The sequence below is a fragment of the Cryobacterium sp. Y62 genome (genome assembly GCF_002929785.1).
Classification (GTDB): domain Bacteria; phylum Actinomycetota; class Actinomycetes; order Actinomycetales; family Microbacteriaceae; genus Cryobacterium.
The window spans coordinates 56,249-81,674 of record NZ_PJJK01000117.1 but is presented as its reverse complement, the minus strand read 5'-3'; the positions used below and the strand labels follow the sequence as shown (position 1 = coordinate 81,674).

General features: G+C 66.0%; 29 protein-coding genes, 1 pseudogene and 1 riboswitch. Of the genes and pseudogenes, 14 read left to right on the top strand and 16 right to left on the bottom strand.

The genetic code is table 11. The features are described 5' to 3' along the window. Positions 1-27: 27 nt before the first annotated feature. Positions 28-813 carry an MBL fold metallo-hydrolase gene (locus CXY71_RS16185; protein ID WP_104137669.1) on the bottom strand — a complete coding sequence of 262 codons (786 nt, stop codon included), beginning with the start codon at positions 811-813 and terminating at the stop codon, positions 28-30. A 90-nt stretch (positions 814-903) separates the two neighbouring features. On the opposite strand from CXY71_RS16185, the gene CXY71_RS16180 reads away from it, so the two are divergent. Next, on the top strand, positions 904-1,671 hold the full coding sequence (locus CXY71_RS16180; RefSeq protein WP_104137665.1) for an NUDIX domain-containing protein: 768 nt from the start codon (positions 904-906) through the stop codon (positions 1,669-1,671). Positions 1,672-1,752: 81 nt separating this feature from the next. On the opposite strand, the gene CXY71_RS16175 is transcribed toward CXY71_RS16180, so the two are convergent. The 3 genes from CXY71_RS16175 to CXY71_RS16165 form a co-directional block, all read right to left on the bottom strand. Further along, positions 1,753-2,667, bottom strand: coding sequence for a hypothetical protein (locus tag CXY71_RS16175; RefSeq protein WP_104137662.1), 915 nt, complete (start codon positions 2,665-2,667; stop codon positions 1,753-1,755). A gap of 135 nt (positions 2,668-2,802) precedes the next feature. After that, positions 2,803-3,666, bottom strand: coding sequence for a universal stress protein (locus CXY71_RS16170; RefSeq protein WP_104137657.1), 864 nt, complete (start codon positions 3,664-3,666; stop codon positions 2,803-2,805). Between the two features lie 308 nt (positions 3,667-3,974). After that, the gene (locus tag CXY71_RS16165; protein WP_104137654.1) at positions 3,975-5,030 is read right to left on the bottom strand and encodes a zinc-dependent alcohol dehydrogenase family protein; all 1,056 of its coding nucleotides are present in this window, start codon (positions 5,028-5,030) and stop codon (positions 3,975-3,977) included. Between the two features lie 301 nt (positions 5,031-5,331). Here CXY71_RS16165 and CXY71_RS16160 point away from each other — a divergent pair, with 301 nt between their 5' ends. Further along, positions 5,332-6,186 (top strand): universal stress protein, encoded by an 855-nt coding sequence (locus CXY71_RS16160; RefSeq protein WP_104137650.1) that lies wholly within the window; start codon positions 5,332-5,334, stop codon positions 6,184-6,186. 66 nt (positions 6,187-6,252) lie between these two features. Further along, positions 6,253-8,016, top strand: coding sequence for a GAF domain-containing sensor histidine kinase (locus CXY71_RS16155; protein ID WP_104137647.1), 1,764 nt, complete (start codon positions 6,253-6,255; stop codon positions 8,014-8,016). Here CXY71_RS16155 and CXY71_RS16150 read toward each other — a convergent pair. Together CXY71_RS16150 and CXY71_RS16145 are read right to left on the bottom strand one after the other, a co-directional pair. Continuing rightward, positions 7,916-8,575, bottom strand: a complete 660-nt coding sequence (locus CXY71_RS16150) for a response regulator transcription factor (protein WP_104137644.1) — start codon at positions 8,573-8,575, stop codon at positions 7,916-7,918. The two genes, CXY71_RS16155 and CXY71_RS16150, sit on opposite strands and share 101 nt — an antisense overlap. Before the next feature lie 77 nt (positions 8,576-8,652). Beyond that, positions 8,653-8,994 carry a metal-sensitive transcriptional regulator gene (locus CXY71_RS16145; protein WP_233198401.1) on the bottom strand — a complete coding sequence of 114 codons (342 nt, stop codon included), beginning with the start codon at positions 8,992-8,994 and terminating at the stop codon, positions 8,653-8,655. Positions 8,995-9,105: 111 nt separating this feature from the next. Here CXY71_RS16145 and CXY71_RS16140 point away from each other — a divergent pair, with 111 nt between their 5' ends. The 5 genes from CXY71_RS16140 (at position 9,106) to CXY71_RS16120 (ending at position 13,984) form a co-directional block, all read left to right on the top strand. After that, entirely contained in the window at positions 9,106-9,333 is a 228-nt protein-coding gene (locus CXY71_RS16140; RefSeq protein ID WP_104137641.1) for a heavy-metal-associated domain-containing protein, read from the top strand. Further along, positions 9,333-11,561 carry a cation-translocating P-type ATPase gene (locus CXY71_RS16135; protein ID WP_104137637.1) on the top strand — a complete coding sequence of 743 codons (2,229 nt, stop codon included), beginning with the start codon at positions 9,333-9,335 and terminating at the stop codon, positions 11,559-11,561. Before CXY71_RS16140 ends, CXY71_RS16135 begins: the two co-directional genes overlap by 1 nt. Positions 11,562-11,758: 197 nt before the next feature. After that, a complete protein-coding gene (locus CXY71_RS16130; RefSeq protein ID WP_104137634.1) occupies positions 11,759-13,411 on the top strand; it encodes an FAD-dependent oxidoreductase in 1,653 nt (550 codons plus the stop codon). Beyond that, a complete protein-coding gene (locus tag CXY71_RS16125; RefSeq protein ID WP_104137631.1) occupies positions 13,408-13,710 on the top strand; it encodes a rhodanese-like domain-containing protein in 303 nt (100 codons plus the stop codon). The genes CXY71_RS16130 and CXY71_RS16125 overlap by 4 nt, the downstream gene beginning before the upstream one ends. Before the next feature lies 1 nt (position 13,711). Next, positions 13,712-13,984 (top strand): metal-sensitive transcriptional regulator, encoded by a 273-nt coding sequence (locus tag CXY71_RS16120; protein WP_104137628.1) that lies wholly within the window; start codon positions 13,712-13,714, stop codon positions 13,982-13,984. 102 nt (positions 13,985-14,086) lie between these two features. Here CXY71_RS16120 and CXY71_RS16115 read toward each other — a convergent pair whose 3' ends face one another. From CXY71_RS16115 to arsB, 3 genes are read right to left on the bottom strand one after another with little or no spacing between them, the layout of a single operon-like run. Further along, positions 14,087-14,725 carry an arsenate reductase ArsC gene (locus tag CXY71_RS16115; RefSeq protein ID WP_104137625.1) on the bottom strand — a complete coding sequence of 213 codons (639 nt, stop codon included), beginning with the start codon at positions 14,723-14,725 and terminating at the stop codon, positions 14,087-14,089. Positions 14,726-14,727: 2 nt separating this feature from the next. Continuing rightward, a complete protein-coding gene (locus CXY71_RS16110; protein WP_104137622.1) occupies positions 14,728-15,132 on the bottom strand; it encodes an arsenate reductase ArsC in 405 nt (134 codons plus the stop codon). A gap of 16 nt (positions 15,133-15,148) precedes the next feature. Next, on the bottom strand, positions 15,149-16,216 hold the full coding sequence (gene arsB, locus CXY71_RS16105) for an ACR3 family arsenite efflux transporter (RefSeq protein ID WP_233198405.1): 1,068 nt from the start codon (positions 16,214-16,216) through the stop codon (positions 15,149-15,151). 146 nt (positions 16,217-16,362) lie between these two features. Here arsB and CXY71_RS16100 point away from each other — a divergent pair, with 146 nt between their 5' ends. From CXY71_RS16100 to crcB, 4 genes and pseudogenes are all read left to right on the top strand, one after another. Continuing rightward, positions 16,363-16,722: a helix-turn-helix transcriptional regulator gene (locus CXY71_RS16100; RefSeq protein WP_104137616.1), complete on the top strand. Its 360-nt coding sequence runs from the start codon at positions 16,363-16,365 to the stop codon at positions 16,720-16,722. A 19-nt stretch (positions 16,723-16,741) separates the two neighbouring features. After that, positions 16,742-16,906 (top strand): annotated as a pseudogene (locus CXY71_RS22400) (universal stress protein); the annotation flags it as partial. A gap of 153 nt (positions 16,907-17,059) precedes the next feature. Next, positions 17,060-17,129: riboswitch (Fluoride riboswitch) on the top strand. Between the two features lie 61 nt (positions 17,130-17,190). Continuing rightward, positions 17,191-17,601, top strand: coding sequence for a CrcB family protein (locus tag CXY71_RS16090; protein WP_104137610.1), 411 nt, complete (start codon positions 17,191-17,193; stop codon positions 17,599-17,601). Then, complete coding sequence (gene crcB / locus CXY71_RS16085; protein ID WP_104137607.1) at positions 17,598-17,978, top strand: fluoride efflux transporter CrcB; 381 nt, start codon at positions 17,598-17,600, stop codon at positions 17,976-17,978. The genes CXY71_RS16090 and crcB overlap by 4 nt, the downstream gene beginning before the upstream one ends. 209 nt (positions 17,979-18,187) lie before the next feature. Here crcB and CXY71_RS16080 read toward each other — a convergent pair whose 3' ends face one another. From CXY71_RS16080 to xylA, 4 genes are all read right to left on the bottom strand, one after another. Then, a complete protein-coding gene (locus tag CXY71_RS16080) occupies positions 18,188-18,766 on the bottom strand; it encodes a CHY zinc finger protein (RefSeq protein ID WP_233204677.1) in 579 nt (192 codons plus the stop codon). A gap of 11 nt (positions 18,767-18,777) precedes the next feature. After that, positions 18,778-19,662 carry a thioredoxin domain-containing protein gene (locus CXY71_RS16075; RefSeq protein WP_104137914.1) on the bottom strand — a complete coding sequence of 295 codons (885 nt, stop codon included), beginning with the start codon at positions 19,660-19,662 and terminating at the stop codon, positions 18,778-18,780. A gap of 237 nt (positions 19,663-19,899) precedes the next feature. Then, positions 19,900-21,357 (bottom strand): xylulokinase, encoded by a 1,458-nt coding sequence (gene xylB / locus CXY71_RS16070; RefSeq protein ID WP_104137601.1) that lies wholly within the window; start codon positions 21,355-21,357, stop codon positions 19,900-19,902. 276 nt (positions 21,358-21,633) lie between these two features. Next, on the bottom strand, positions 21,634-22,830 hold the full coding sequence (xylA, locus tag CXY71_RS16065; protein ID WP_104137598.1) for a xylose isomerase: 1,197 nt from the start codon (positions 22,828-22,830) through the stop codon (positions 21,634-21,636). Positions 22,831-23,115: 285 nt separating this feature from the next. Between xylA and CXY71_RS22730 the strand changes: the two genes are divergently transcribed. Together CXY71_RS22730 and CXY71_RS22725 are read left to right on the top strand one after the other, a co-directional pair. Further along, positions 23,116-23,745, top strand: coding sequence for an FAD-binding protein (locus tag CXY71_RS22730; protein ID WP_368665900.1), 630 nt, complete (start codon positions 23,116-23,118; stop codon positions 23,743-23,745). After that, on the top strand, positions 23,742-24,332 hold the full coding sequence (locus CXY71_RS22725; RefSeq protein ID WP_368665899.1) for a D-arabinono-1,4-lactone oxidase: 591 nt from the start codon (positions 23,742-23,744) through the stop codon (positions 24,330-24,332). Before CXY71_RS22730 ends, CXY71_RS22725 begins: the two co-directional genes overlap by 4 nt. Before the next feature lie 128 nt (positions 24,333-24,460). Here CXY71_RS22725 and CXY71_RS22720 read toward each other — a convergent pair whose 3' ends face one another. The 3 genes from CXY71_RS22720 to CXY71_RS21215 all read right to left on the bottom strand — a co-directional run bounded on the left by CXY71_RS22720 (position 24,461) and on the right by CXY71_RS21215 (position 25,274). Next, complete coding sequence (locus CXY71_RS22720; protein ID WP_368665898.1) at positions 24,461-24,784, bottom strand: hypothetical protein; 324 nt, start codon at positions 24,782-24,784, stop codon at positions 24,461-24,463. 15 nt (positions 24,785-24,799) lie between these two features. Further along, entirely contained in the window at positions 24,800-25,063 is a 264-nt protein-coding gene (locus CXY71_RS22715; protein ID WP_368665903.1) for an endo-1,4-beta-xylanase, read from the bottom strand. 73 nt (positions 25,064-25,136) lie between these two features. Continuing rightward, the gene (locus tag CXY71_RS21215) at positions 25,137-25,274 is read right to left on the bottom strand and encodes a hypothetical protein (RefSeq protein WP_158253133.1); all 138 of its coding nucleotides are present in this window, start codon (positions 25,272-25,274) and stop codon (positions 25,137-25,139) included. Positions 25,275-25,426: the final 152 nt, after the last annotated feature.

Here is a 25,426-nt window from a genome sequence, read left to right as displayed (position 1 = left end):
AGCCCGGCAACTAGATTCGCGAGCACGTCAGCTCAATCCGCTGCCTCCGCGAAGATAAGCCAGCTGTGCGCGAACGGATGCCTCGGCGGCGAACCGCACCGCGGCATCCGTTTGTGCGTAAACCACGTCGGTAACCCGGGCCGCGCTGGCGTCTTCGCCGAGCTCTCTCAGGGCGGCACGAACCTGCTCGAGACGCTCGTGTCGGTGGGCGAGGTAGGCGTCGCAGCGGGCGGCGAGGTCGGGCAGCACCGCACCGTGGGCCGGTAGTACGATGGCCGGGCCGAGTGCGCGCAGGGATTTGAGAGAGGCGAGGTAGTCGGCGAGGGTGCCGTCGATTATGGAGGTTCCGCGGCCGAGAATGGTGTCGCCGGTGAGCACCGAGCCGGTCGGACCGTCGCCCGGCTGGTGCAGGCAGACGGAGTCGTCGGTGTGGCCGGGGGTATGTATGACGTGGATGCTGGAGCCGGCGGCCTCGATCAGTTCACCGTCTACGAGGGGATCGCCGCCCAGGCAATACGCCGGATCGAATGCCCGCACCGGGGCTCCGGTCAGTTCGGCGAATCGTGCGCTCGCGGCCGTGTGGTCGGCGTGCCGATGGGTCACTAGCACGAGTGTGACCCGTCCCGCCGCGGTGAGGGCGGCGAGGTGGCCATCGTTGAGGGGACCAGGATCGACCACGATGATTTCGGTCGAGCCCGGTGCGGCAATGATGTACGAATTGGTGCCGTCGAGGGTCATCGGCCCCGCATTGGGAGCGAGCAGACTACGGGTGAATGGGCTCGTGTGCTGCGGTTGTGCATCGTGGTCGGGCATAGCTCGCAGCTTAGTGTCGGTGTCGGTGTCGGCGTCGGTGTCGGGGGTCGGCGTTAGGGTGGGGGAAACCCGATCGATGAGGACGACGCGATGACGCGAGATGCACAGACCGGCCCGGTTCCGATCGGGGATGGTGTGAGCCAGGCCACGCCTCTCGGCGTGGCCGCGACTGTGGTGTTGCTGCGTGACGGCGCAGACGGGCCCGAGGTATTGCTGCTCGAACGTCCGCACCATCGCGGCTCGTTCGCCGGTGCCTGGGTGTTTCCCGGTGGTGGCGTTGATCCAGAGGACCACTCATCAGCGGATGCCGCGGCCTCGCGTGGTCGTGCAGCGGCCGCAGGCGAGGCCGCCGAACAACTCGCCGCCCGCCGGGCCGCCGTGCGCGAGGTGCGAGAAGAGACCGGACTCGAGGTGTCGCCGGATGCACTCACCTCGACCGCGCTGTGGATACCGCCCCTGAGCGCGCCGAAACGCATGCGCACCTGGTTCTACCTCACGACGGCGCCAGCCGGCACCATTGTGCTCGCCGCAGATGAGGTCATCGACTACGCCTGGCTTCGGCCGGCGATCGCGCTGGAGCGGCACGCATCCGATGTGATGACGCTCGTGGCACCAACCTGGGTGACGCTGCACGGGCTGCAAGGGTTCGAGTCGGTGGCCGAGATCGTGGCGCACTTCATCGAGCGCGGGTTGGCGCACTACGAGACCCGACTCGGAGCGAGCGAGCGTGGGCAAGTGCTGTTCTGGGCGGGCGATGTAGCTTACGACGACCAGGCCGATATCGAGCAGAAAGGGGGCCGGCACCGGCTGGAGATCGGCCAGGTGCCGTGGGTGTACACGGCGAGCGATCGAGCGTAACGCCTCAGTCGCTCATCTGGCCGCCCGATTTGGCGCTTGCTCAGTGGGCCGTTCGCTCGGTGGGCCGCTTGGGCGGCCGGGTCAGGCGGCTGGGCCGACGGGGATCAACGACGGCACGCGGCAGTTCTGGCCGCTGACGAAGTTTAAGCACTCGTCGAACACGAGTGAGAACGGTTCGAACGTGGACTCACCGAACCAGTCATTGAAGAACAGCCAAAAGTTGAGGTTACCGTAGGTCGAGCATTCGTCGCCCTGATCACCAGCGTTCTGCACGGCCACCGGATTGGGCTGGTAGGGCGTGTAGTTGTATAGGTTGGCCGTGGCCTGGTTTTCGAGGGCGACCGGGGTCGAACCGCACTCGGCGTTGGGGTTGAAACCCACGTCGATCGTGCCGACCTTGAAGGCCCGGTCGGGTTCCTGGGTGTACTGCCGAAATTGCCAGGCAGCGTTGTAGACCTGGTTGAAGAAGCCGAAGTACTGGGCATCGCAATCCGCGGTGTCGGGGCAGCCATACCCGGTCGCGCGCAGATAGCCCGATTCGCTCGGTCGGGTCAGCAGCGACTGTTCCTTTTGCAGCAACACCAGCAGAACTTCGGGGCTAATGGTGCAGGCCGCCGCGATCTTCGCAATGATGCGGGCGGCGGTTTCGTTCTCGCCGCCAAAATAGGGCCGGCAATGCCCGGCACCCTGGGCCGGCTGACTCGTCGTGGTCTCGCGGTATTCCCACAGGCACGGCACGCCGTCGCTCGGCCGGCAGGAGCGCTCCTCGAGAAAATTCTGAATCTCGCTCTCGGTAAGGGCATCGGGGTTGAAGAAGTTGTAGTCGCTGATGATGAGGCCGGGGTTGAACGGGGCGGGTCGCGTCGCCGCGGTCGGTAGCGGCGCTGCGGCAACCGGTGGCATCGGCGAAGCGATCAGGGTCGCCAGCAGCCCCAGCAAAGCGACGCCGGTCGCCAAAATGCGCAGTCTGCGACGGGGCAGCGCGAATGTGCTCATACCAAAACCCTAACCGCGAGAGGCCGGCTCGCGGCACCCTTTCGGGAAGCGGGCACTCGATCCGAGGGGTGCCAGCGTCTCGAACGAGTGCCGCGACCCGCGGTCGACCAGAAAGAGGCCCAGCGCGTGCGCGGGTCAGACGGTCGGGGCCGGGATGACCACCATGGGCGACTGGATGTTCAGCACGATCGAGTGGCTCACCGAACCGAGCAGCAACTTGGACAGGCCCTTGAACCCGTGGTCGCCGACGACGAGGAGGGCCGCCCCGCGGGATGCGTCAAGCAGTACCGACTGGGCCGGTCCGCGCACGAGCGACGGACGGATGCGCACCATCGGGTAGCGCGCGGCGACGGTACGCAACGACTCGTCGAGGATGCGCCGGTGCAAGGTCTCCAGCGTGTCCAGAGAGCGGGCGTCGGGCTCGGTCGTGTCGCGCCAGACCAGTGGTTCCTGCCAGGCGTGGATCGCAAGCAGGTCTTCGCCGGAGCGTTCGGCTTCGGCCGCCGCGAATTCGACCGCGGCGTTGGAGGCGGCCGACCCGTCGATGCCGACCACGATGCCCGAGTGGAACGTACTGTCGCTCTTCGGAATGATCGCAACGGGCCCGTTGGCCGAGCCGGCCAGCCGCGCTCCCAATGACCACTCGTAGCGCAGGGTCGACCCGCGGCGACTGTGGGTTCCGACGACGACGAGGGTGTGCGTTCCGCTCAGTGCACGCAGTTCGGAGATCGGGTCACCGGAGAGGAGCTCGGAGTACACCGTCAGCGCCGGATACTTCGCGCTGACCCGATCCGCATCATCGATGAGTACCTCGCGGGCATGGGCCGTCGTAGAGTCTAGGGTGAAGTAGTCCGCCGATGACACGGTGCGATCGAGTACCCGCACCAGGGTGAGCTCGCCGCCGACCGCGCGGGCCAAAGACCAATCCAGAGCGGCTCGAGCCGGCTCCGTTCCATCCCAGGCAACGACCATTTTGGCGGTAGTGAGCGTGTCAGTCATGAGCCCAACCCTTTCTGCGGTGCTGGGCCGCGAGTGAATGCTCGGGTGACCGTCGCCGACTTCTGATTTTCAGGTTAGCCACACCGCTTACCCCCGAGTAGGGCCGAAAGTCACGAGATCAGCGACGGCATCCACGCAGCACGGTGCGCAACGCCGGTAGATTTCGGGACACGCCGTGATTGAGGCGCAGCCAGCTCGGCCGGTCGGTCTTCCGCCGGTCTCACGAACCAGAAGCGTGTCAGTGACGGATGCCGTACAGCGACTCGTAGACGATCAGGGCACGCATGGTACCTCCAAGAGAAACGTTGTTAGCGGGTGATGACGACCTTGAGTGCCTTCGTTTCGGCGGCGCGACTGAAGGTGTCGTAGGCCTCCAGAAACTGGTCGAAGTTGAAGTGATGCGTGGCCAGTTTCTCGGCTGGCAGTTTCTTGCTCGCGACGAGCCTCAGCAGCATCTTCGTGGTGTTGGCGTTGACCAGCCCCATGCTGATGTTGATGTTTTGAATCCAGAGGTTCTCGAGGTGCAGGTCGACCGGCTTGCCGTGCACGCCTACGTTGGCGACGTTGCCGCCAGGCCGCACGATCTCAGTTGCCATGGTGAAGGTCTGCGGGATGCCGACAGCCTCGATGGCCACGTCAACACCGGCGCCGTCGGTCAGGGCCAGAACCTGCTCTTTCCAGTCGGCGGCACCGGAAACGACGGTGTCGGTCGCGCCACAGGAGCAGGCCCGTTCGAGGCGGTTCTCGTCGAGGTCGATCGCGATGATGCTCGCAGCGCCGTAGAGGCCTGCGGTGGCGATGGCGGCCAGGCCGACCGGGCCGGCGCCGATCACGGCGACGACATCGCCGGGCTTGACCCGGCCGTACTGCACGCCGATTTCAAAACCGGTCGGCAGGATGTCGCTGAGCATGGCGCCTTGGTCGTCGCTGACGCCCTCCGGCAGCTTGTGCAGGGAGTTGTCGGCGTAGGGAACGCGCACGAACTCGGCCTGGGTGCCGTCGATCAGGTGGCCGAAGACCCAGCCGATGCCGGAGGCACCCTCGTCGCCGAGGCAGTGCGAGTAGAGCCCGTTGCTGCAGTTGCTGCAGTGGCCGCAGCTCTTGATGCAGGAGATGATGACCCGGTCGCCGACCTTCAGGTTGCTGACGGCTGAACCGACCTCGGTGATCGTGCCGACGCCCTCATGGCCGAGGATGCGGCCGACAGTGACGGCGGGAACGTCTCCCTTGAGAAGGTGCAGGTCGGTGCCGCAGATCGTGGTGGTCTCCACGCGCACGATCGCATCGGTCGGGTTGTGTAGCGTCGGGTCCGGGACGTCGGTCCAGCTCTTCAGGCCAGGGCCGCCATAGACAAGTGCCTTCACGGGTATCTCCTCTGTGGTGAATGGGTTGTGGTGAATGGGTTGTGGTGAATGGGTTGTCCTGAATAAGTTGTGGTGAATAAGTTGTGACGAATGGGACGGGCAAACGACCCGTCAGAGCTACGGTACGACCGGGGCCCGGGTGCGGCTAGGGCCGAAAGTCCCGTAGCGTCGGCGCGGGGAATGGGCGGCTAATCGGGACTTCCGGCCCTATTCGCGAGGCCCGCGGACTGACAGGATAGAAATAAGGCGATGGGGCACCAGCTCTGGGCCCGCCCTTTCTAGTGCAGAACGAGGTAGAGCAATGAACCGGATGATTGTGGTCGGTGTCGACGATTCGGCTGCCGGCGAGACCGCCCTCGCGTGGGCCATGGCCCGGGCCGAGCACGTCAAGAGCCCGGTGACGCTCGTGCACACCGTGTACGAAACCTGGCTGGCCGACGGTTACGGCTATTACGATTCCATTCTCGACGCCGAGAAGAAGCTTCTCACCGACGCTGGCGCCCGCGCGGCGGCCCTCGCCCCCACTGTCGTCACCCACACCGAGCTGCGCACCGGCAGCGCACCGCGCGTGCTCAGTGAGCTGTCGAAGGACGCCGACCTCGTTGTCGTCGGTACCGATCGCAAGGGCCGGGTCGAGGGTGAACTGTTCGGCAGCGTCAGCCTGCAGATCGCCGCGCTGGCGACCTGCCCGGTCGCCGTCATTCCGTCGTTGCCCGAGACCGAGCGATCAGGCGTCTACGTCGGCGTCGACGGCTCGGTCGACTCGGTGACCGCCGTGGCCTTCGCCGCGGCCGAAGCCGACCGCACCAGCCAGGAGCTGTTCGCCCTGTACGCGGTGCACCTGCCGAATCGTCGGGTGCTGCGCAGCATCCCGGCCGAGGCCGTGACCGAGCGCATGGAAGAGGAACGCGTCGTGCTCGCCGAGTCGGTGGCGGGACTCAGCGCACGCTACCCCGACCTCGTGGTGCACCAGGTTCTCGAGACCGACGAGTCGCCGGCACGGGCGCTCGTGGCCGCCGCCCGACAGGCGCAAATGCTCGTGGTCGGCAGCCGTGGTCGCGGATCGCTGCAGCGCCTGCTGATGGGGTCGGTCAGTCACGAGGTGCTGTTGCACATCTCCTGCCCGACGATCGTCACCAGAACCGCCCACAAGTAGGGTTACCACCCGCCAAAGCGTGCTTAGGTTAGATAAAAAGTGGCTTGATGGGTGGGGACGAGAAGTATGACGGATCAGACTGCCGCTGAGCTTGCCCTTACCCAGGAACGAATGCGCGGCCTGCTCGATGCCGTCGTGTCGGTGGCTGAAGACCTCAGTCTCGAATCGGTGCTCGAACGTGTCGTGACCGCCGCCTGTCGGCTGGTGCAGGCCCGGTACGGTGCCCTCGGCGTGATCGGAACCGGCCCGGTATTGAGCCACTTCGTTACCGTCGGGCTCGATGAGGAAACCGTGCGCCGAATCGGGGCACTGCCGACCGGCCACGGCGTGCTCGGCCTGCTGATTCGCGAACCGCATCCGATTCGCCTGCACGATCTGCACGATCACGCCGACTCCTTCGGGTTTCCGGCCCATCACCCGCCGATGAAGTCGTTCCTCGGCGTTCCGGTTCGGGTGCGCGACACGGTGTTCGGCAACCTCTACCTCACCGAAAAAGAGGGCGGCGGAGACTTCACCGACCAAGACCAGGAACTGGCCGTCGCGCTCGCCGCGGCCGCCGGCGTCACGATTGAGAACGCCCGCCTCTACGACGAGGCCCGCCGCCGCGGAAGCTGGCTGGAGGCGGTCGCCGCCATGGGCCGCGACCTGCTGCGCCCGCACGATAATGACGAAGACAACGGCCTTGATCTGGTGGTGCAGCGCGTGCTTGTCGCCTCCGGTGCCGAACTGGCCGTGATCGGCTTTCCCACCGACGACAGCCTGTACTGTGCGGCCGCCGCCGGAGTGGAGCTTTCCGCTTCGGTCGCCGCCCACCTGGTCGGTAGCACGGTACTGCTGCGCGCCGGCACGCTGGACGAGCTGCACGACACCGGTGCGTCCTCAGCCCTCACTTCATCGCCCATTCTGGCAGCGGATGCCGCAGCCGGCCCGGCCGCGCAGTGGTCACTCCTGGGACCCACGCTGGTGGCCGCACTGGGGCCAGCCGGCGACGGGCAGGGCGTGATTTTGCTGTCGCGAGCACCGTCATCCGCTGGATTCAGTCTCACCGATGTGGAGATGAGCGCGGTCTTCGGTACCCAGGTATCGCTCGCTCTCGAGCTGGCCACGGTGCATCGGATGCGCGAGGAGCAGGCGGTGCTCGGCGACCGCGACCGGATCGCGCGCGACCTGCACGACCTCGTCATTCAACGACTGTTCGCCGCCGGGCTCAGCATGCAGAGCCTGCGCCGGTTCACCAACGATCCGGTCGCGCTTGACCGCATCAACGCGGTGACGACCGAGCTCGATGAGACTATTCGTGAACTGCGCGACACGATCTATTCCCTACGCGGAATGGCTCAGGACACCGGGACACTGAGCAGTCGCATTCTCGCCGTGATCAAAGAGGGCGCGCAGGGTCTGCCATTCGCTCCGCGCATCCGCTTGTCCGGGCCGATCGACGGACCGCTCGCCGACGACCTGCGCAGCAACCTGCTCGCTGTGATCTCGGAGGGGCTGAGCAATGCTGCCCGCCACGCGCAGGCGACTAGTATTGACATTTCGGTTGACGCCCAGGGCGAGCGGATCAAGCTCGTCATCGCCGACAACGGCATCGGTTTCAGCAAGCCGGCGCGGCGCAGCGGTCTGGACAACCTCAAGGAACGCGCGGCGCTGCTCGATGGTAAGTTCTCGGTGCGCAGCACCCTCGGAGAGGGAACTCGGCTGCGCTGGTCTGTGCCGGTGCCGGAAATTACGGTCGGCGTTCGTCTCCACGTTTCGCAACGAAAACAGCAGCCTGGGTTCGACGCTGAAAATCCAGCTTTGCGAGCATCGTCGACACGTAGTTCTTGACAGTCTTTTCGGCCAAAAACATGGTCTGGCCGATTTCGCGATTGGTCAGGCCCGCACCGATAAGGTCGAGCACCTTGCGCTCCTGCGCGGTGAGCGTTGCCAGCCGGGCATCCTGCGGGTCGGCCAGGCCCGCGATGATGCCGGCCTTGACCGCCGGGTCGAAGAGGGATTCGCCCGCCGCCGCCCGCCGAATCTTACCGAGCAGGTCGGTGCTGCGAATCTCCTTGAGCAGATAACCGGCCGCGCCGGCCAGAACCGCACCGCGCAGCGCCTGCTCGTCGTCGTAACTGGTGAGAATGAGGCACTGCTGGGCGTCGTCAACCGAACGCACGTCCCGGCAGACCTCAATGCCGGTGCCGTCGGGCAGACGGGCATCGAGAATGGCCACGTCGGGGCGCAGCTCGAGAATGAGCGGGGTTGCCTCGGCGGCCAGACCGCAATCGGCCACAACATTGAATCCTTCGCCCTCGAGCAGCTCCCGCAGTCCGCGCCGAACCAGCTCGTGATCGTCGAGAATGAAGACTCGTACGGGAGCGGCCGTGGCGGCATTGCTGTTCATGGGAGTCCTTCCGTTTCGCTGTCTAACCAGTGTCGCGCCGGGCTATACCCGGGGACTAGGGCCAAAGGTCCGGTCCTTCAGGAACGCACCAACCGCGCGATGGCAGCGGATGCCTCGCGCAGCTTGGCCTCGGCTTCGTCGCCGCCGGCGACCGCCGCGTGCAGCACGCAGTGGTTCAGGTGATCGTCGAGCAGCGCGAGCGCGACCGATTCGAGCGCGCTCGTCATGGCGGAGATCTGCGTGAGGATGTCGATGCAGTACTTGTCGTCGGTGACCATGCCCTGCAGGCCGCGGGCCTGACCCTCGATGCGACGCAGGCGCTTGAGGTAGGCATCTTTGTTTGAAATGTAGCCGTGCGGTCCGTTGTGGGTCTCCGCCGGGTGTGACTCGTGCATAAAAATGTCCTCTGCGTCGTTCATGAACCCTCGTCACATTACTGTACCCCCTTGGGGTATATTAGCAGAATGGTACCCCCAAGGGGTATGCTCGCAGGAGACCCCCCTTCACGGGGAAATAGAAAGGTTCTGAACATGAACAGCACGACCACCGCCTACGGCGTCGACGGAATGACCTGCGGCCACTGCGTCGCGAGCGTAACCGAAGAGATCGGGCTCCTCGAAGGGGTCGAGAACGTCACCGTGGAGCTTGTCAAGGGTGGCACCTCGCAGGTGACCGTCAAGAGCACCGCCGAGCTCGACCGTACCGTGGTCGCCGCCGCCGTTGAGGAGGCGGGCTACCAGCTGGTGTCCGCGGCCTGATGTCGGATGGTCAGCAGATTGACCTTCTCGTCGGTGGGATGACCTGCACCTCGTGTGCCGCCCGTATCGAGAAGAAGCTCAATCGGATGCCCGGGGTCGCCGCCACGGTCAACTACGCCACCGAAAAGGCGAGTGTTTTCGTGCCGGACGGCACGAGCATCGACGACGCCATCAAGACGATTGAAGCCACCGGCTACTCGGCTGTGCGGCCCGCAGCCGCACCCGTGGCGGATACCGGCAACCCCGAGCTTGCCACCCTGCGCCAGCGCCTGCTCGTCTCGGCCGCGCTGACCCTGCCGGTCGCCGCCCTGTCGATGATCCCGGTGCTGCAGTTCACCAACTGGCAGTGGCTGGCCCTGGTCCTCGCTGCCCCGGTGGCGATCTGGGGTGCGTGGCCGTTCCACCGCGCCGCCTGGGTGAATGCTCGCCACGGTGCCGCGACCATGGATACGCTGGTCAGCGTCGGCGTGCTCGCCGCCCTCGGCTGGTCGCTCTATGCCCTCTTCTTCGGTATGGCCGGAATGGCCGGCATGACCATGAGCTTTACCTTCTCGGCCACACCTGGGGGCGGCGCCGACGAGATCTATCTCGAGGTGGCATCCGCTGTCACGGTGTTTATTCTGGCTGGGCGCTACGCGGAGGCGCGAGCCAAGCGCAATTCCGGAGCGGCGCTGCAGGCGCTGCTCGAACTCGGCGCGAAGGAAACCACGCTGCTGAAGGATGGCGTGGAGAGCCGGATCAGCACCGCGCTGCTCGTGGTTGGTGATGAATTTGTGGTGCGGCCGGGGGAGAAAATCGCGACCGACGGCCTGATCGTCGACGGTTCGAGTGCGATTGATGCGAGCCTGCTCACCGGTGAATCGGTGCCCATCGAAGTCGGGCCGGGCGACAACGTTGTGGGGGCAACCCTGAACTCCGGCGGGCGCCTCGTGGTGCGGGCTGTCCGGGTCGGCGCTGACACCGAGCTGTCGCATATTGGCCGACTCGTGGAACAGGCACAGACTGGCAAGGCCGAGGTGCAGCGCCTGGCCGACCGGGTCTCCGCCGTATTCGTGCCGATCGTGATCGGGCTCGCCCTGGCGACCCTGGTCGGCTGGCTTCTGGTCGGCGCCGGTGCGACGATGGCGTTCACCGCCGCCGTCGCGACGCTCATCATCGCCTGCCCGTGCGCGCTCGGGCTGGCCACGCCGACCGCGCTGCTCGTGGGAACCGGGCGCGGGGCGCAACTGGGCATTTTGATCAAGGGACCGCAGGTTCTGGAGTCCACGCGCCGGGTCGACACTATTGTTCTCGATAAGACCGGCACGATCACGACCGGGCGCATGACGCTGTCGAGCGTTGTGCCCCACGAGTGCGGTCCTGTCGATGAGCTGCTGGGGCTGGCGGGGGCAGCGGAAAGTGGGTCGGAGCATCCGATCGCCCGCGCCATCACGGCGGGTGCTGTGTCGCGGCTGGGCTCGGTTCCGCCTTCGTCGGCGTTTCTGTCGGAGCAGGGGCTCGGGGTGCAGGCCGAGGTGGACGGACGCCTTGTGCTGGTCGGCCGGCCCGCCTGGTTGGTTGAGCGGTGGGGGCTCAGCGTACCGATCGAGCTGCAGGCCGTGCTGGGCACCGCGGAGAGGCTCGGCAAGACCGCCGTCATGGTGGCCTGGGAAGGGCAGGTGCGCGGGGTGCTGACTGTCGACGACACGGTGAAGCCGACCAGCGGTTTCGCGGTCGAACGCTTTCGGGCGCTCGGCCTCACGCCCCTGCTGGTCACCGGCGACAATCTCGCGGCGGCGCAGAGCGTCGCCGACTCGGTCGGCATTACCGACGTCACCGCCGGGGTGCTGCCCGCCGACAAAGCCCGGGTCATTGCGCGGTTGCAGGCGGAGGGGCACGTGGTGGCGATGGTCGGTGACGGCGTGAACGACGCCGTCGCCCTCGCGACCGCTGACCTTGGCATTGCGATGGGTTCGGGCACCGATGTCGCGATCGAGGCAAGTGACCTCACGCTCATGCGCAGCGATCTGCTCGCCGCAGCGGATGCCATCCGTTTGTCTCGTCGTACCCTCACGACGATCAAGGCGAACCTGTTCTGGGCCTTTGCCTACAACGTCGCGGCGATTCCGCTCGCGATGGCCGGGCTGCTGAATCCGCTGATCGCCGGCGCTGCGATGGCGCTGTCCTCTGTGTTCGTGGTGACCAACAGTCTGCGGTTGCGCGGCTTCCGGGCGCTCCCGGTCGACTAGGTATTTCCTTCCAGGGTCGGGCATTCCTGGTTCCGGGTTCGGGCTTCTTGTGCCCGGGCCCGGGCCCGGTCGCAGTGCCCATGATCTATCGTGGGCTCGGTTCCGTAAGATGGGCCCGGGGCGAGCGGATGCCCCCGCTGTGTCCCCAGGCTTGCGTGAAGAATACCCCTCGGGGTATACTCGGCGCGGAGGTAAACGTGAGAATCATCATTGTGGGCGGGGTCGCCGGCGGAATGTCGGCGGCAACCAGGTTGCGTCGGCTCGACGAGACGGCCGAGATCATCGTGTTCGAGCGTGGACACTACGTGTCATTCGCGAACTGCGGGCTGCCGTATTTCGTCGGAGGAGTCATCCGTACGCGCAGTGACCTGCTGCTGCAGACCCCCGGATCGCTCGGAGCCCGCTTCGCGCTCGACGTGCGCATCGACACCGAGGTCGTGCAGATCGACCGCCAGGCCCAGACCGTCTCGGTGCGCAATCTGCTCACCGGCGAAGAAAGCCTCGAGAGCTACGACCGCCTCGTGCTCGCCGCCGGCGCCTCGGCGCGTTCCGGCGCGACCGACAGCACCATTCCCACCCACACGCTGCGTACGGTCGATGACGTCGACCACATTACCGCGGTGCTCGGGGGCGTCGAAACGGCATCCGCTGTGGTGATCGGCGGCGGATTCATCGGCCTCGAAGCCGTCGAAAACCTCGTGCACCGCGGCGTGCAGGTGACCCTCGTGCAGCGCGGCAATCAGATCTTCACCCCCCTCGACCCCGAAATGGCCGCGCCCGTGCTCGACCGGCTGCGCGAACGCGGCGTCGACGTGCGCCTGGGCACCGTCGTCATTGGAGCTTCCGGGCAAAGCGTCATGCTGAGCGACGGTACCACCGTGCCCGCCGACCTCGTCATCGACGCGAGCGGCGTGCGCCCCGACGTGACCCTCGCCGAGCAGGCCGGCCTGCGCATCGGCGAGAGCGGCGGAGTCTGGGTCGACGGCACCCAGGCCACCAGCGATCCACACATCTTCGCCGTCGGCGACGGCGTCGAGAAAACGGATGCCGTCGACGGCTCCGGCACGCTGGTCACCATGGCCGGACTCGCGAACCGCCACGGACGCTCCGTCGCCGACAGTATCGTTGGCACTCCCGAGCAGGCTGAACCGGCCGTCGGCACCGGAATCGTCGGCATCTTCGGCCTCACAGTGGCCACGGTTGGTTGGGGCGAAAAGCGTCTGATCGCCGCCGGGCGCGCCCACCGCATCGCGCACACGCACCCTGCTAACCACGCCGGATACTTTCCGGGCGCGGAGGGGATGTCGATCAAACTGCTCATCGATACCGAATCCGACGCCATTCTCGGCGCGCAGATCGTGGGCGGTGCGGGGGTGGACAAGCGCATCGATGTGCTCGCGGTCGCGATGGCGGCCGGGCTGAGCGCATCCGCTTTGACGCGTCTGGAACTCGCCTATGCGCCGCAGTATGCCTCGGCGAAGGACCCGATCAACCAGCTCGGGTATGTCGCCGACAACCTGGCCAAGGGTACGAGTGTGAACCTGCAGTGGCACGAGCTGGAGGCGGCGCGCGCGGCCGGCGCTGTGCTCGTGGACGTGCGGTCTGCGGGCGAATTTGCCGCCGGCAGCATTCCGGGCGCGCTCAACGTGTCACTCGACGAGTTGCGAGCCCGACTCGCTGACCTTCCGCCGGTGCCGCTGATCGTGCATTGCCAGGTCGGTCAGCGCGGCCACACCGCTGCGCGCATTCTCACCCAGCACGGATTCGACGTGCGCAACCTCGACGGCGGCTACCGCACCTGGCTGGCCGGAACCGTCACTTCACCCATTTTGGAAAGAGCCCTGATATGAAAGAAATCACCGTCACCGAGCTGTCCGCGCTCACCGAACCCGTTGTCATCGACGTGCGCGAACCGTGGGAGTACGAAGCCGCCCACGTTCCCGGCGTGATCCACATTCCGATGGGCGAGGTCGTCGGGCGAATCGGCGAGATTCCAGCGGATGTTCCGGTGCACGTCATCTGTGCCCTCGGTGGACGCAGCGCGCAGGTGGCGGAGTATCTGGCCGCGCACGGCCACGACGCTGTGAACATTGCCGGCGGCACCACCGCCTGGCAGCAGGCCGGTCTGGCGACCGAGCAGGGGGTCTGAGATGACGACCGAAGATACCCGGGCTGCCGAGCAGAAAAAGATCCTGAACCGGTTGCGCCGGGCGCAGGGGCAGCTAACCGCCGTCATCGCCGCGGTCGAGGGCGGCGGCAATTGCCGCGATGTCGTGACTCAACTGGCTGCCGTGTCGAGTGCCCTGGACAAGGCCGGCTTCGTCATCGTGTCGACCGCGATGCGCGATTGCATCGCGAACCCCGACAATGAGAATTCGCTGACGGTCACCGAGCTCGAGAAGTTGTTCTTGACGCTCGCTTAACACTTGCGGGCGGGGTTCTGCTCGCCGGGCGCACCTTAGGCGACGGGGCCCATGATCTATCATTGACCCGTTTTCGGGCCCGGGTTCGGAAACAAGAAAAACTCAGGCGGCCGGAGTCACTCCGAGACCGGCCAGCATCTCCGTGACGTTCGCCCGGATCTGGTCGCGGATGCGCCGCACCTCCTCGATCGGCCGGCCGGCCGGATCGACGAGCTCCCAATCGACGTAGCGTTTGCCAGGGTAGATCGGGCAGGCATCGCCGCAGCCCATGGTGATCACGACGTCCGCCGCCTGCACCACGTCGTCGGTGAGCGGCTTCGGAAATGACTCGTCGAGCGACAGGCCGAGTTCGACCATGACCGCGACCATGGTCGGGTTCAGCTCGGGCAGGGGCATCGATCCGGCCGAACGCACGTGCACGGCACCGCCCGACAGGGCATTGGTGAACACCGCGGCCATCTGCGATCGGCCGGCATTCTGCTCGCAGACGAACAAAACTTCGGGCACCGGGCGCTCGATCGCACCCTTGGCCTGGCCCAGTGCATTCAGGCGTTCGCGAGCAAAGCGTGCCGTGCGGGTCGTCAAATGAGCCTTCACACTCGACGTGCGCAGCAGCCCGGTATAGGACTCGAGCACGTAACGTTCGACGGTCTCGGCGGCGAAGATGCCGTGAAACTGCTCGGCGAGCTCACCGGCGAGGCGCTTGAGCGACTCTTCCGGGTAGGTCAGGCCGGGAAGCATGCCTAAGCCTCGACCGGCAGAATCTCGGCGAGCAGCGCCTGGATGCACGCCTTGATCTCATCGCGAATGGGGCGCACGCTTTCGATGCCCTGGCCGGCCGGGTCGTCCAGCTTCCAGTCCTCGTAGCGCTTGCCTGGAAAGATTGGGCAGGCGTCGCCGCAGCCCATTGTGATGACGACGTCGGACTGCTTGACGGCCTCGGTCGTGAGGATCTTCGGCACGTTGCCGGCGATGTCGATGCCCTCTTCGGCCATCGCGGCGATCGCGACCGGGTTGATCTGATCCTTCGGCTCCGAGCCGGCCGAGAGCACCTCGACGCGGCCCTGCGACAGTGCGGTCAGAAAGCCAGCGGCCATCTGCGAGCGTCCGGCGTTGTGTACGCAGACAAACAGTACGGAGGGTTTCATTTCTTAGTTCCTTCAGTTAGACGAGGGTACGAGTGGATGCTGCGGCCGGCGCAGAGTCGGCCGCCGGCTTCCATTCGGGAAAGAGTCGCGGTTTCAGCCAGAGCGCGACGTAAACGAGCGCGACGAGCGCGGGTACTTCGATCAGTGGGCCGACGATGCCGGCGAGGGCCTGGCCACTGAGGGCACCGAATGTTCCGATCGCGACGGCGATAGCGAGCTCGAAGTTGTTGCCGGCGGCGGTGAAGGCGAGCGTCGTGGTGCGCTCGTAGCTCATACGCAAGAGCCGTCCCGTGAGGAAACCGATCAGAAACATCACCGCGAAATAGACCAGCATCGGCAGCGCGATACGGGCGACATCGCCGGGGTGATCGATGACCTGCTGGCCCTGCAGAGCGAACAGCATGACGATCGTGAACAGCAGACCCCAGAGCGCGAATGGGCCGACCCGGGGCAGAAAGCGAGCCTCGTACCAGTCTCGGCCACGGCGGGCCTCACCGATGCGACGAGACAAATACCCGGCCAGCAGCGGAATGCCGAGGAAGACGAGCACGCTCGCGGTGATCGCCCAGATTGAGAATTCAGCGCTCGTGGTCGACAGGCCGAGCCAGCCCGGAAGAACCTGCAGGTAGAACCAGCCGAGCGCGCCAAACGCGACGACCTGAAAGACCGAGTTCACGGCGACGAGAAACGCGGCGGCTTCGCGGTCACCGCAGGCGAGGTCGTTCCAGATCAGCACCATGGCGATGCAGCGGGCAAGGCCGACGATGATCAGTCCGGTGCGGTACTCGGGCAGGTCAGGCAGAAAGATCCAAGCCAGGGCGAACATGAGCGCGGGGCCGACCAGCCAGTTCAGCAGCAAAGAGGAGATCAGCAGGCGCTTGTCGCCGGCGACAGCACGGGCATCCGTGTAACGCACCTTGGCGAGCACCGGGTACATCATGATCAGTAGCCCAATGGCGATCGGCACACTGATCGAGCCGATCGTGAACGCGTGTAGCAGATCGCCGACGACCGGAACGAACACTGCGAGCAGCAGGCCGAGGCTCATGGCGGCGAGGATCCAGACTGGCAGTAGCCGGTCCATCGCGCCGAGTCGGGTGGGGGCAGGTGCCGTAATGCTCACAAATCTCCAAGTCTTGACGACAGCGATTCGCGGTAACATTGATCGTTGTCGATATCCACGCTAGATCAATACATTGACCAATGTCAATCTAAGGAGGATCTGTTCAGATGACGTTCACCCGGACCCTGCCCCTGACCGATATTTCTCAAGCGGATGCCTGTTCCTCCTCGCTCGCTCGCTCGGCCATCGCGCCCGACCACGCGGACTCCCTGGCCCGCTCGCTCAAAGCCCTCGCCGACCCGGCTCGGCTGCGCATCATCTCGATCGTGGCGGCCCACGCCGACGCCGAGGCCTGCGTCTGCGACCTGACCGACCAGCTCACGCTGAGCCAGCCGACGATCTCGCACCACCTGAAGGTGCTCGTCGATGCGGGGTTTCTGACCCGGGCCAAGCGGGGGACCTGGTCGTACTACAGTCTGGTTCCCGGCTCGCTCGATTCCGTCGCGGGCGTGCTGGCTGCCGTCTGACCCGGCCAGCCGATATTTGGTGGATGAGTTCGCCGATAGAAGCGTTATCGCCCTGCCGGTCGACCCCCGCCTCGCCGACGCGCTCGACGCCGCGATGATCGTGGTCGGCACCCGCGAAACCGGCGTGCAGCAGGTCTTCGACGGCTCCGTGGTCGTACATCTCGCCCACCGGCAGCACCGGCCGGTCATCTTCATTCCGCTCGCCCCCGTAATCGTCCGCGACGAGCTGCCGGGGAGTCGGAGCGGTAGCCGCCCATCCGCGCGGGTATGTCGCTCCGCTGCCGCCCGGTCGTACTGCCGCCTCGCGCTTCAGCCGTGTCCTGCCGAAAAAGTGTATTCTGGCTTCGGCGATGGATCCCGCCGGAGCAGTCGCTCAAACCGCCTTCGCTGATGGTTCCTGCTCTGGTTGCGACAGAACCACCGCGACAAAGAGGTAGGTGCATCATCGAGAGAATCACGCCGCGCGCCGTGCATCTGCGCTGGCGCTACCTCGGCCTGGTCTTTCTCGGCGGAACGGCGGGTACCGCCCTGCGCGAAGCGCTCTCGTTGACACTTCCTGACGGTCGCCTACCGATGACCACGCTTGGAATCAACCTGCTCGGCGCCCTGTCGCTCGGCCTGCTGCTCGAGGCCCTCGTGCGCAGCGGACACGATGCCGGCGGTCGCCGTACCCTGCGACTCCTGCTCGGCACCGGCCTGCTCGGCGGCTTCACGACCTACAGCGCGCTCGCGACCGACAGCGCACTGCTACTACACGGCGGCGAGATCGGCGTCGCGGTCGGTTACGCCCTCGGCACGGTTCTGCTCGGTGGTGCGGTGACATGGCTCGGCATCGTGCTCGGTGCCGCTCTGCACCGGCATCCAGGGGCGAACGGATGACCCCGCTCCTGTTTCTGGGGATCGCCTGCGCTGGCGGCGTGGGCGCGGCCGCCCGCTTCTACCTCGACGGCCTGGTGCGTTCCCGCCTCGGCGGTGCGTTTCCGTTCGGCACGATCATCATCAATGTGAGCGGCTCGCTGCTGCTCGGCCTCGTCACCGGCCTCGCCCTGAACTATCTGCTCGCGCCGGAGTGGAGCCTCTTGCTCGGTGTCGGCCTGCTGGGCGGGTACACGACTTTCAGCACGGCGAGCTTCGAGACCGTTCGGCTGGCCCAACAACGGCGGTATCTGGCCGCGCTGGCCAACGGGATCGGCATGCTCGTGGCATCCGTTAGCGGCGCTGCGCTCGGTCTGTGGGCGGGACTCGCGCTGGGCTGAGGGCGCGGCGGCCAGGCTGCGACCACGGGCCCATGTTATAGAGGTGGGCCCATGACCGATCATGCGCCCGCTTTCCGGTCCCGATCGACCGCGCCACGCGTCGCGCGGGACCTGCGCCGCTACGCCCCCAGTTGCGCGGGACTACTGTGCAGCGGCGCAACTCCCGCGTACCGTCGACGTCTGCCGTGATCGCGCAGCGCTCGGGCCGGTCACCCGGCGGACTCCTTGAAATAGAGGTGGGCGTGTAGGCGGCAGCCGGGGTTGAATTCGGCGGCGCAGTGCGGGCAGCGTTCGACCTGGCGATACTCCGTGATGCTGAGCTCGCGGTGGCAGGCTCCGCACAGAATGGCGAGCTCTGACCACTCGGATTGCGGCCACCGCCGGGCCGTATGCGGAACAGACTCAAGCTGCACGGCTTCATCGTGGCACTGAAAGCACGGGTAGTAGCGCCGGCAGCAGGCGAACTTGATCGCCACGATGTCCAGCTCCGAATGAAAGTGGATGCACCGGGTCGCCGAATCGAGAACCGCCCCGAACACGGGCGGCGCACCATTCGTTTGCGAGGGCGGCGTATCCGTTCCCGTCTGTATCACGTCGCCATTCGTCGGCGGCGAGGCAATCGCCGTGAGCGCGCCATTTCGTCCCGAGGGCGCAAGGCCGTTATGCGCCGTCGGCGGCGCAGCATCCGTTCCCGTGGGCGCCGCGCCGCCATTCGTCGGGGTCGCCCTACCGGCGGCCGCACTCATCGCACGCCCGAACGGTCCAGGCGCTGAGCTGTCTGCAGGCATCCCCAGTGTCGCTATTCTGCTGTTCCTGCAGCGGTCATCTGCTCAGTGACGAAAGCTTCGAAGGCGGCGGCATCGCTATTGGAGCCCGAGTACTTCACGCCATTTACCAGGACCGTCGGGGTTCCCTTGACTGCGTCAATGTCGGAGTTGGGAATCGGGCCATCGAGCGCGCGCTGCGTCGAGGCGTCGACCCAGTCGGAGTAGGTCTGGTCGGCGATGCAGCTGGCGACCTCGCTGGAGGTCACCCCGGCTCCTTCAACTAGGCTGGTCAGCTCGGCATCGGTCAAGCCGGTCGTGTTCTCAGCGGGCTGACCGGCGAACATCGCCGCGTTGAAGTCGAGAAAGTTGTTGGGATCGTCGTTGGCCACGCAGGCAGCCGCATTTGCGGCGCGGGTGGCGTACTCGGTGCCCGACGACAACCGGTCGAGAATCGAGATCGGGTGCACCTCGACCGTGGCATTTCCGGCGGTGACCCATTCGGTGATCTGCTCACCGTTGGTGGCCTCAAAATCACCGCAGATCGGGCAGAGGTAGTCGACGTACATCACGATGTTGGCCGTATCTGCAAGGGCGTTCTGGTCGGTGGCGATCGGGGTGGCATCGGCGTCGAGGGCGGCGGCCGTGGCAGCGGAGACCGTGGTACCGTCGCTGCCGAGCAGAATTCCGTCGCTGGCCATGTTGGCCGGGCTCGCCGCGGCCGGGGCGGTGACGTTGTTCACGATGACCACGGCGACAATGGCGACCACGGCGAGCAGGCCAATGCCGATGCCGCCGCGCAGGAAGAGTCGACGGCGCTTGTCCCGCTTGACTTGTTCGGCGCGCATGAGCCGGGCGGTTTCACGGGCCTCCTCGCGTCGGTCTTTCTTGGGCGGGCGGGCCTGGCCGGAAGTGCTCATACGGGAGTTCACCATTCGTTCGTCGCTGCTGTTGCCTACGACGTTAGCGGCCCTGCCTCACGGTCCGGTTCCGAGAGGCTGTAAGGCGGCTGTGAGAACCCTCTGGAACGTGCCAAACCGCGGTGCCCCGTGGGTCGGGTCAAACGGATGCTTGTCTAGCATTGGGTTTGCGCCCTGGGTCAGCGGTTCTCGGCGCTCGGGGGAGTTAGGCCGCGCTGGCGCCCGAGGCAATGTTGATTACCGCGACCGTGGCGCAGCGGCATAGGCGGTCGCGTGTGCCGCGTACTGGGCGCGGATGACCGGGTGAAAGTCGGGCGCCGGCTCGGCCACAATGGCCGCGCCCCAGGTCGGGCGGGTACCGGTGAGCGCCCACGCCGCCTGCACCGCCCCGCCGTCGGCGACATACTCGCCCGGCGCCGGCACCACGACGGGTGCCCCGAACACCTGAGCGGCAATGGCCCGCACGGCCGGGTTCTGCGCGGCCCCGCCGATCAGCAGAATGCGCGTGACGCTCACGCCCAGCGCCTCTACGGCGTCAAGGCCGTCGGCCAGCCCACACAGCATGCCCTCGATCGCGGCGCGTGCCAGGTTCGGCCGGGTCGTCGACGCAAGAGTCATTCCGAAAACGGATGCCGTCGCCTCCGGCAGGTTCGGCGTGCGTTCCCCGGCGAAGTATGGCTGCAGCACGAGGCCGCGGGCTCCGGGCTCGGCTTCGAGGGCGAGCCGGCCCAACTCGTCATAGTCGACGCCGAGCAGGGCCGCGATGGAGTCGAGCACCCGTGCGGCATTGAGGGTCGCGACCAAGGGCAGAAAGTCTGCGGAAGCCGAGGCGAACCCGGCGACGGAGCCGGAGGCATCCGTTGTGGGCTGATCGGTGACAGCGAACACGGTGCCGCTCGTGCCGATCGACACGATGACGTCGCCAGCGCTCGCGCCGAGGCCAAGGGCGGCGCCCGCGTTGTCGCCGGCACCCGCGGCGACAACGATGCCAGCTGGCAGCCAGGAGTCATGGGTGCCACCGAGTTGCGATGTGACGCCGGCCTGTTCGGCGGCACCGAGCACGCGGGGGAGGACGGCAGCGTGGCCGAGGGCGAGTTCGAACAGGTCCAGGTCGTAATCGCCGGTGCTCGGCGACCAGTACGCAGTACCGCTCGCGTCTGAGCGGTCGGTGGTGAGCTCGGTCAGCACGGGGCCGAGGGGGGTCGTGGCGGCCGGGCCGAAACCGCGCAGCCGCCAACTGAGCCAGTCGTGCGGTAGGGCGACGGCCGCGACGCGTGCCGCGTTGGCCGGCTCGGCATCCCGCAGCCAACGGAGCTTGGTGGCGGTGAAGGACGCGACTGGAACGATTCCGGTGCGGGCGGCGTACTCGTCGGCGCCCACTTCGGTGAGCAAATCGAGGGCGGCCGGGGCGCTGCGGGTGTCATTCCAGAGCAGCGCCCGGCGAATAACCTCGCCGTCGATATCGAGCACGACCATGCCGTGCTGCTGGGCGGCAATGGAAATGGCGGCGACGTCGCCGAGTCCTCCAGCGTCAGCGACCGCCTCCTGCAGGGCGTCCCACCAGGCGGCGGGGTCGACTTCGGTTCCTTCGGGGTGGCTGGCCCGGCCGGAACGCACGAGCACTCCCGTGTCAGCGTTACGAATGACCACCTTGCAACTCTGTGTCGACGAATCGACCCCGGCAACCAGCGTCATGACATGTCCGTTCGTAAATGGGAGCGGCATAACTCCTGCAGTTTGCGCGGCCGGCGTGTGGCTTTGACGAGAAGTCGCGGGTGCCGGTGCGGCCGGTCGACAACTTGCATGAGTTATGCGCGGGGGTGTGCGGTGGCTAATTCAGGAGATTGCGCGTGCAGCTCAACCTCGACCCTGAATTGACGGGGCGGGCAGGGTGTTCGCGGGCAAGTGTCCTGAATTAGCCACCGTGGTGTGCGGGTGGGGTGGGGTGGGGTGGGGTGGGGCGGGAGCAGGCTAGCGGGCGCCGAGCAGGTGCTCGAGTGCGAGCTGCTGCAGGTGCACGAAGCCAAAGCCCTTGCCGCCGAAGTACGCGTCGGTGTCGAAGTCCTCGTAGGAGCCACGGTCGGCGAGCAGGTCGTCGTAGCTTTCACCCGCTGCCAGGGTGTTGTTCTCCAGGTCCGGCACCTTCGACGCGGCGAGGGCCGCCTGCACCTCGGGGTCGGCGCGGAACGCCGCAGCCCGCTGCTTGAGCAGCAGGTAGGTGCGCATGTTCGCCGCGGCCGAGGTCCACACTCCGGCGACGTCTTCGGTGCGGCTCGGCTTGTAGTCGAAGTGCCGCGGTCCGGTGTAGGTCTGGCCACCGTTCGGGCCGCCGTTTTCGAGCAGGTCAACCAGCGCGAAGGCGTTCTGCAGGTCACCGTGGCCGAAGACCAGGTCCTGGTCGTACTTGATGCCGCGCTGGCCGTTGAGGTCGATGTGGAATAGCTTGCCCTGGTACAACGCCTGCGCGATGCCGGCGGCGAAGTTGAGGCCGGCCATCTGCTCGTGCCCGACTTCGGGGTTCACACCGACCATTTCGGGGCGCTCGAGGGTTTCGATGAAGGCCATCGCGTGGCCGACGGTCGGCAGCAGAATATCGCCGCGCGGTTCGTTAGGCTTGGGCTCAATGGCGAAGCGAATGTCGTAGCCCTTGTCGGTGACATAGTCACCGAGCAAGTTCACGGCCTCGCGGTAGCGCTCGAGCGCCGAACGGATGTCCTTGGCCGCGTCATACTCGGCGCCCTCGCGGCCGCCCCACATGACGAAGGTCTTGGCGCCGAGCTCGGCAGCAAGGTCGATATTGCGCAGCACCTTACGCAGCGCGAACCGGCGAACGGCGCGGTCGTTTGAGGTGAATCCACCGTCCTTGAACACCGGAGCACTGAACAGGTTAGTGGTGACCATCGGCACGATGAGGCCGGTGTCGGCGAGCGCTTGCTTGAGGCGGTCGATCTGCGACTGGCGGGCGGAATCCGTTGAACCGAAGTCAAACAGATCATCGTCGTGAAAGGTGAGGCCGTAGGCGCCGAGCTCGGCCAGGTTGGTGACGGCGTCGACGACGTCGAGCTTCGGCCTGGTCGGGCCGCCAAATGGGTCGCTGCCGTTATAACCGACGGTCCAGAGGCCGAAGGAGAACTTGTCGTCGCGGGTGGGAGTCAGGCTCACGGTCATGTCACTACTTCCGATTCAGCTTCGTTGGTGATTTGTTGATTACTCAAACATATATCAGGAGCGGATGAAAGAGCACGGTCTGCAGGGATTGTCGCAATCTACCTGCGGCCACAACTATTGTGCAGCGTGCCACCCCTCGCTCAGGGGCTGACCGTTCGATTTAATAACGAATAACTGCCCACACCGGGTCATTTTGGGCATTGTCGACGACCCGGCCGGGTGTGTGCGGGGCCGACCCGGCCTTGATATGTTGTCCTAATCGCCAAATGCTGTGAGGCGGTCCGAATGAATCAGACGAGCGAACGCAATTGGGCTGGCAACTACCGCTATGCGGCACCCGTCGCGCACCCGAGAACCATCGAGGAGGTGCATCAGCTCGTTGCCGCCGCCACTCAGGTGCGGGCCCTCGGCTCCCGCCACTCCTTCAATGCGATCGCGGATTCCCCCGGCATGCTGGTCGCGCTCGACCGCGTCGACGATGCCATTGTCATCGACCCGACCGCACTGAGCGTCGGGGTTTCCGGCGGCACGACCTACGCCCTGCACAACCTCGCGTCGCTGCCACACATCAGCGTAGCCGGTGCTATCGCTACCGGCACGCACGGCTCTGGCGACTGCAACGGAAGCCTCGCGACCGCGGTGTCCGCCCTCGAGATCGTCACGGGCTCCGGGGAGCTGCAGCAGGTTGATCGGTCGACTCCCGATTTCGCCGGCATGGTAGTGGCGCTCGGCGCGCTCGGCATCGTCACCCGGGTCACGCTCGATATTCAGCCGACGTTTGAGGTGCAGCAGTTCGTCTACGAGAACCTGCCGTGGAGCGCAGTGCTGCAGCATTTCGACGCCGTGATGGGCAGCGCCTACAGCGTGAGCCTGTTCACCAACTGGCTTGGGAAAACGTGGATCAGGCCTGGGTGAAAAGCCGGGGCGGGGAATTTACTGACGCGGGCGAGTTCTTCGGGGGGACGGCGGCGACCGTGGGGCGGCAGCCGCTACCCGGTATTTCCGCAATCAACTGTACGGAGCAGCTCGGCGTCGCCGGGCCGTGGTCTGAGCGACTCGCGCACTTTCGCCTAGCCTTCACCCCTAGCAACGGCGAGGAGTTGCAGAGCGAATACCACGTGCCGCGCGAGCATGCCGTCGCGGCAATAGAGGCGATGCGCACTCTCTCCGCTCGGATCGCGCTGCTGCTGCTGGTCAGCGAGGTTCGCAGCATCGCGGCCGACGACCTCTGGCTCAGCCCGAACTCCGAACGGGCCGGCGTGGCACTGCACTTCACCTGGAAGCCCGAGCAGGCCGCCGTAGAGGCGTTGCTGCCGGCGCTCGAAGCGGCACTGGCCCCGTTTGCGGTCCGGCCGCATTGGAGCAAGCTCTTTCAAACGGATGCCGTGACACTTGCGACCAGCTTTCCCTGGCTCGACGATTTTCGAGCCCTTGCTGATCGGCTCGACCCGGCGGGCAAGTTTCGTAACGACTTTCTGGAGCGAACGGTGTTCGGGCGCTGATCGTGCGTCTGCGAGCGTGGCCAATTCACGAAACCTCGATTCTGCAGAATTCTCGGATCCACGCACTCGGCACGCCTCATGGTTTAGCAAGTGATTGACCCGATCGCAGCCTGACCAGCGCCGAGAGATCAGCCGATCGATGGGCGGGTGACGCGAATTTGCTGTTCCTGTGAACGGAGAGTGAATCGGGTGGGCTGTGCCCCAGCGGCGAAGCTGGCACCAGAACTGAGCTGGTATTCGCCGGAGAATCCCTTGACCGTAATCCTGCCATCCGCGTCGGTCACCACGGTCGTAGGTGCCAGCCACCACTCGCCCTTGACCAGCCCGTGCAACGCTTGGCAGGACGGCTTCGGAGTGCCATCGGCACGCACCAGCCCGATCGGTGCGCCCAGCCAGGCGCCTGCGTCGGTGATGCCCCAGTAGGTAATGGCCTCGACGGAGGGGTGCGACACGAGCGAGCGGTAGTGTCACACGAGCTCGTCCGCTTGACGCGCCTCGCCCTCGGGAGTGGATGGCCACTTGGGAATCTTGTAGTCATTCAGGTCCACGATGTCGGCCGGCATGAGATGGCCTGAGACAAGCGATGACTCGGTCAGGTGCAGCGGCAGGCCGAACCGGGCGAAGCGGTCGACCATCTCGAGCATGACGTCCTCGCCCCAGTACCCCTGATGCATATGGGTCTGCAGCCCGAGGGCATCGATCTCGATGCCGGCCTCCAAAACCTCCTCGATGAGGTCCTCATAGGCGCGGATCGACGTGGGAACCTATGAGGCTGCCGTCTACGGCGCGGCTCCGCTGGTGGATTCAGTGGCGACCTATGACCAGGACAGCGGAAAATCTGCGGTGTTCCTGGTGAATCGCAGCCAGACCGAGTCGCTGCAGGTGATCATCGATGTGGCCGAACTGGGCGCATCCGTCGTCGACGAGGCGGTCAGTCTGCACGATTCTGACGTCTACGCCAAGAACACGCTGGCAGATCAGACGAGGGTCGGCCTGAAGTCGCTCGCCGGGGTTGTTCTTACGGACGGAGTGCTGACCGTGACGCTGCCCCGGTGTCTTGGTCAGCGATCGCCCTCAAATGACGACTGTTGGTG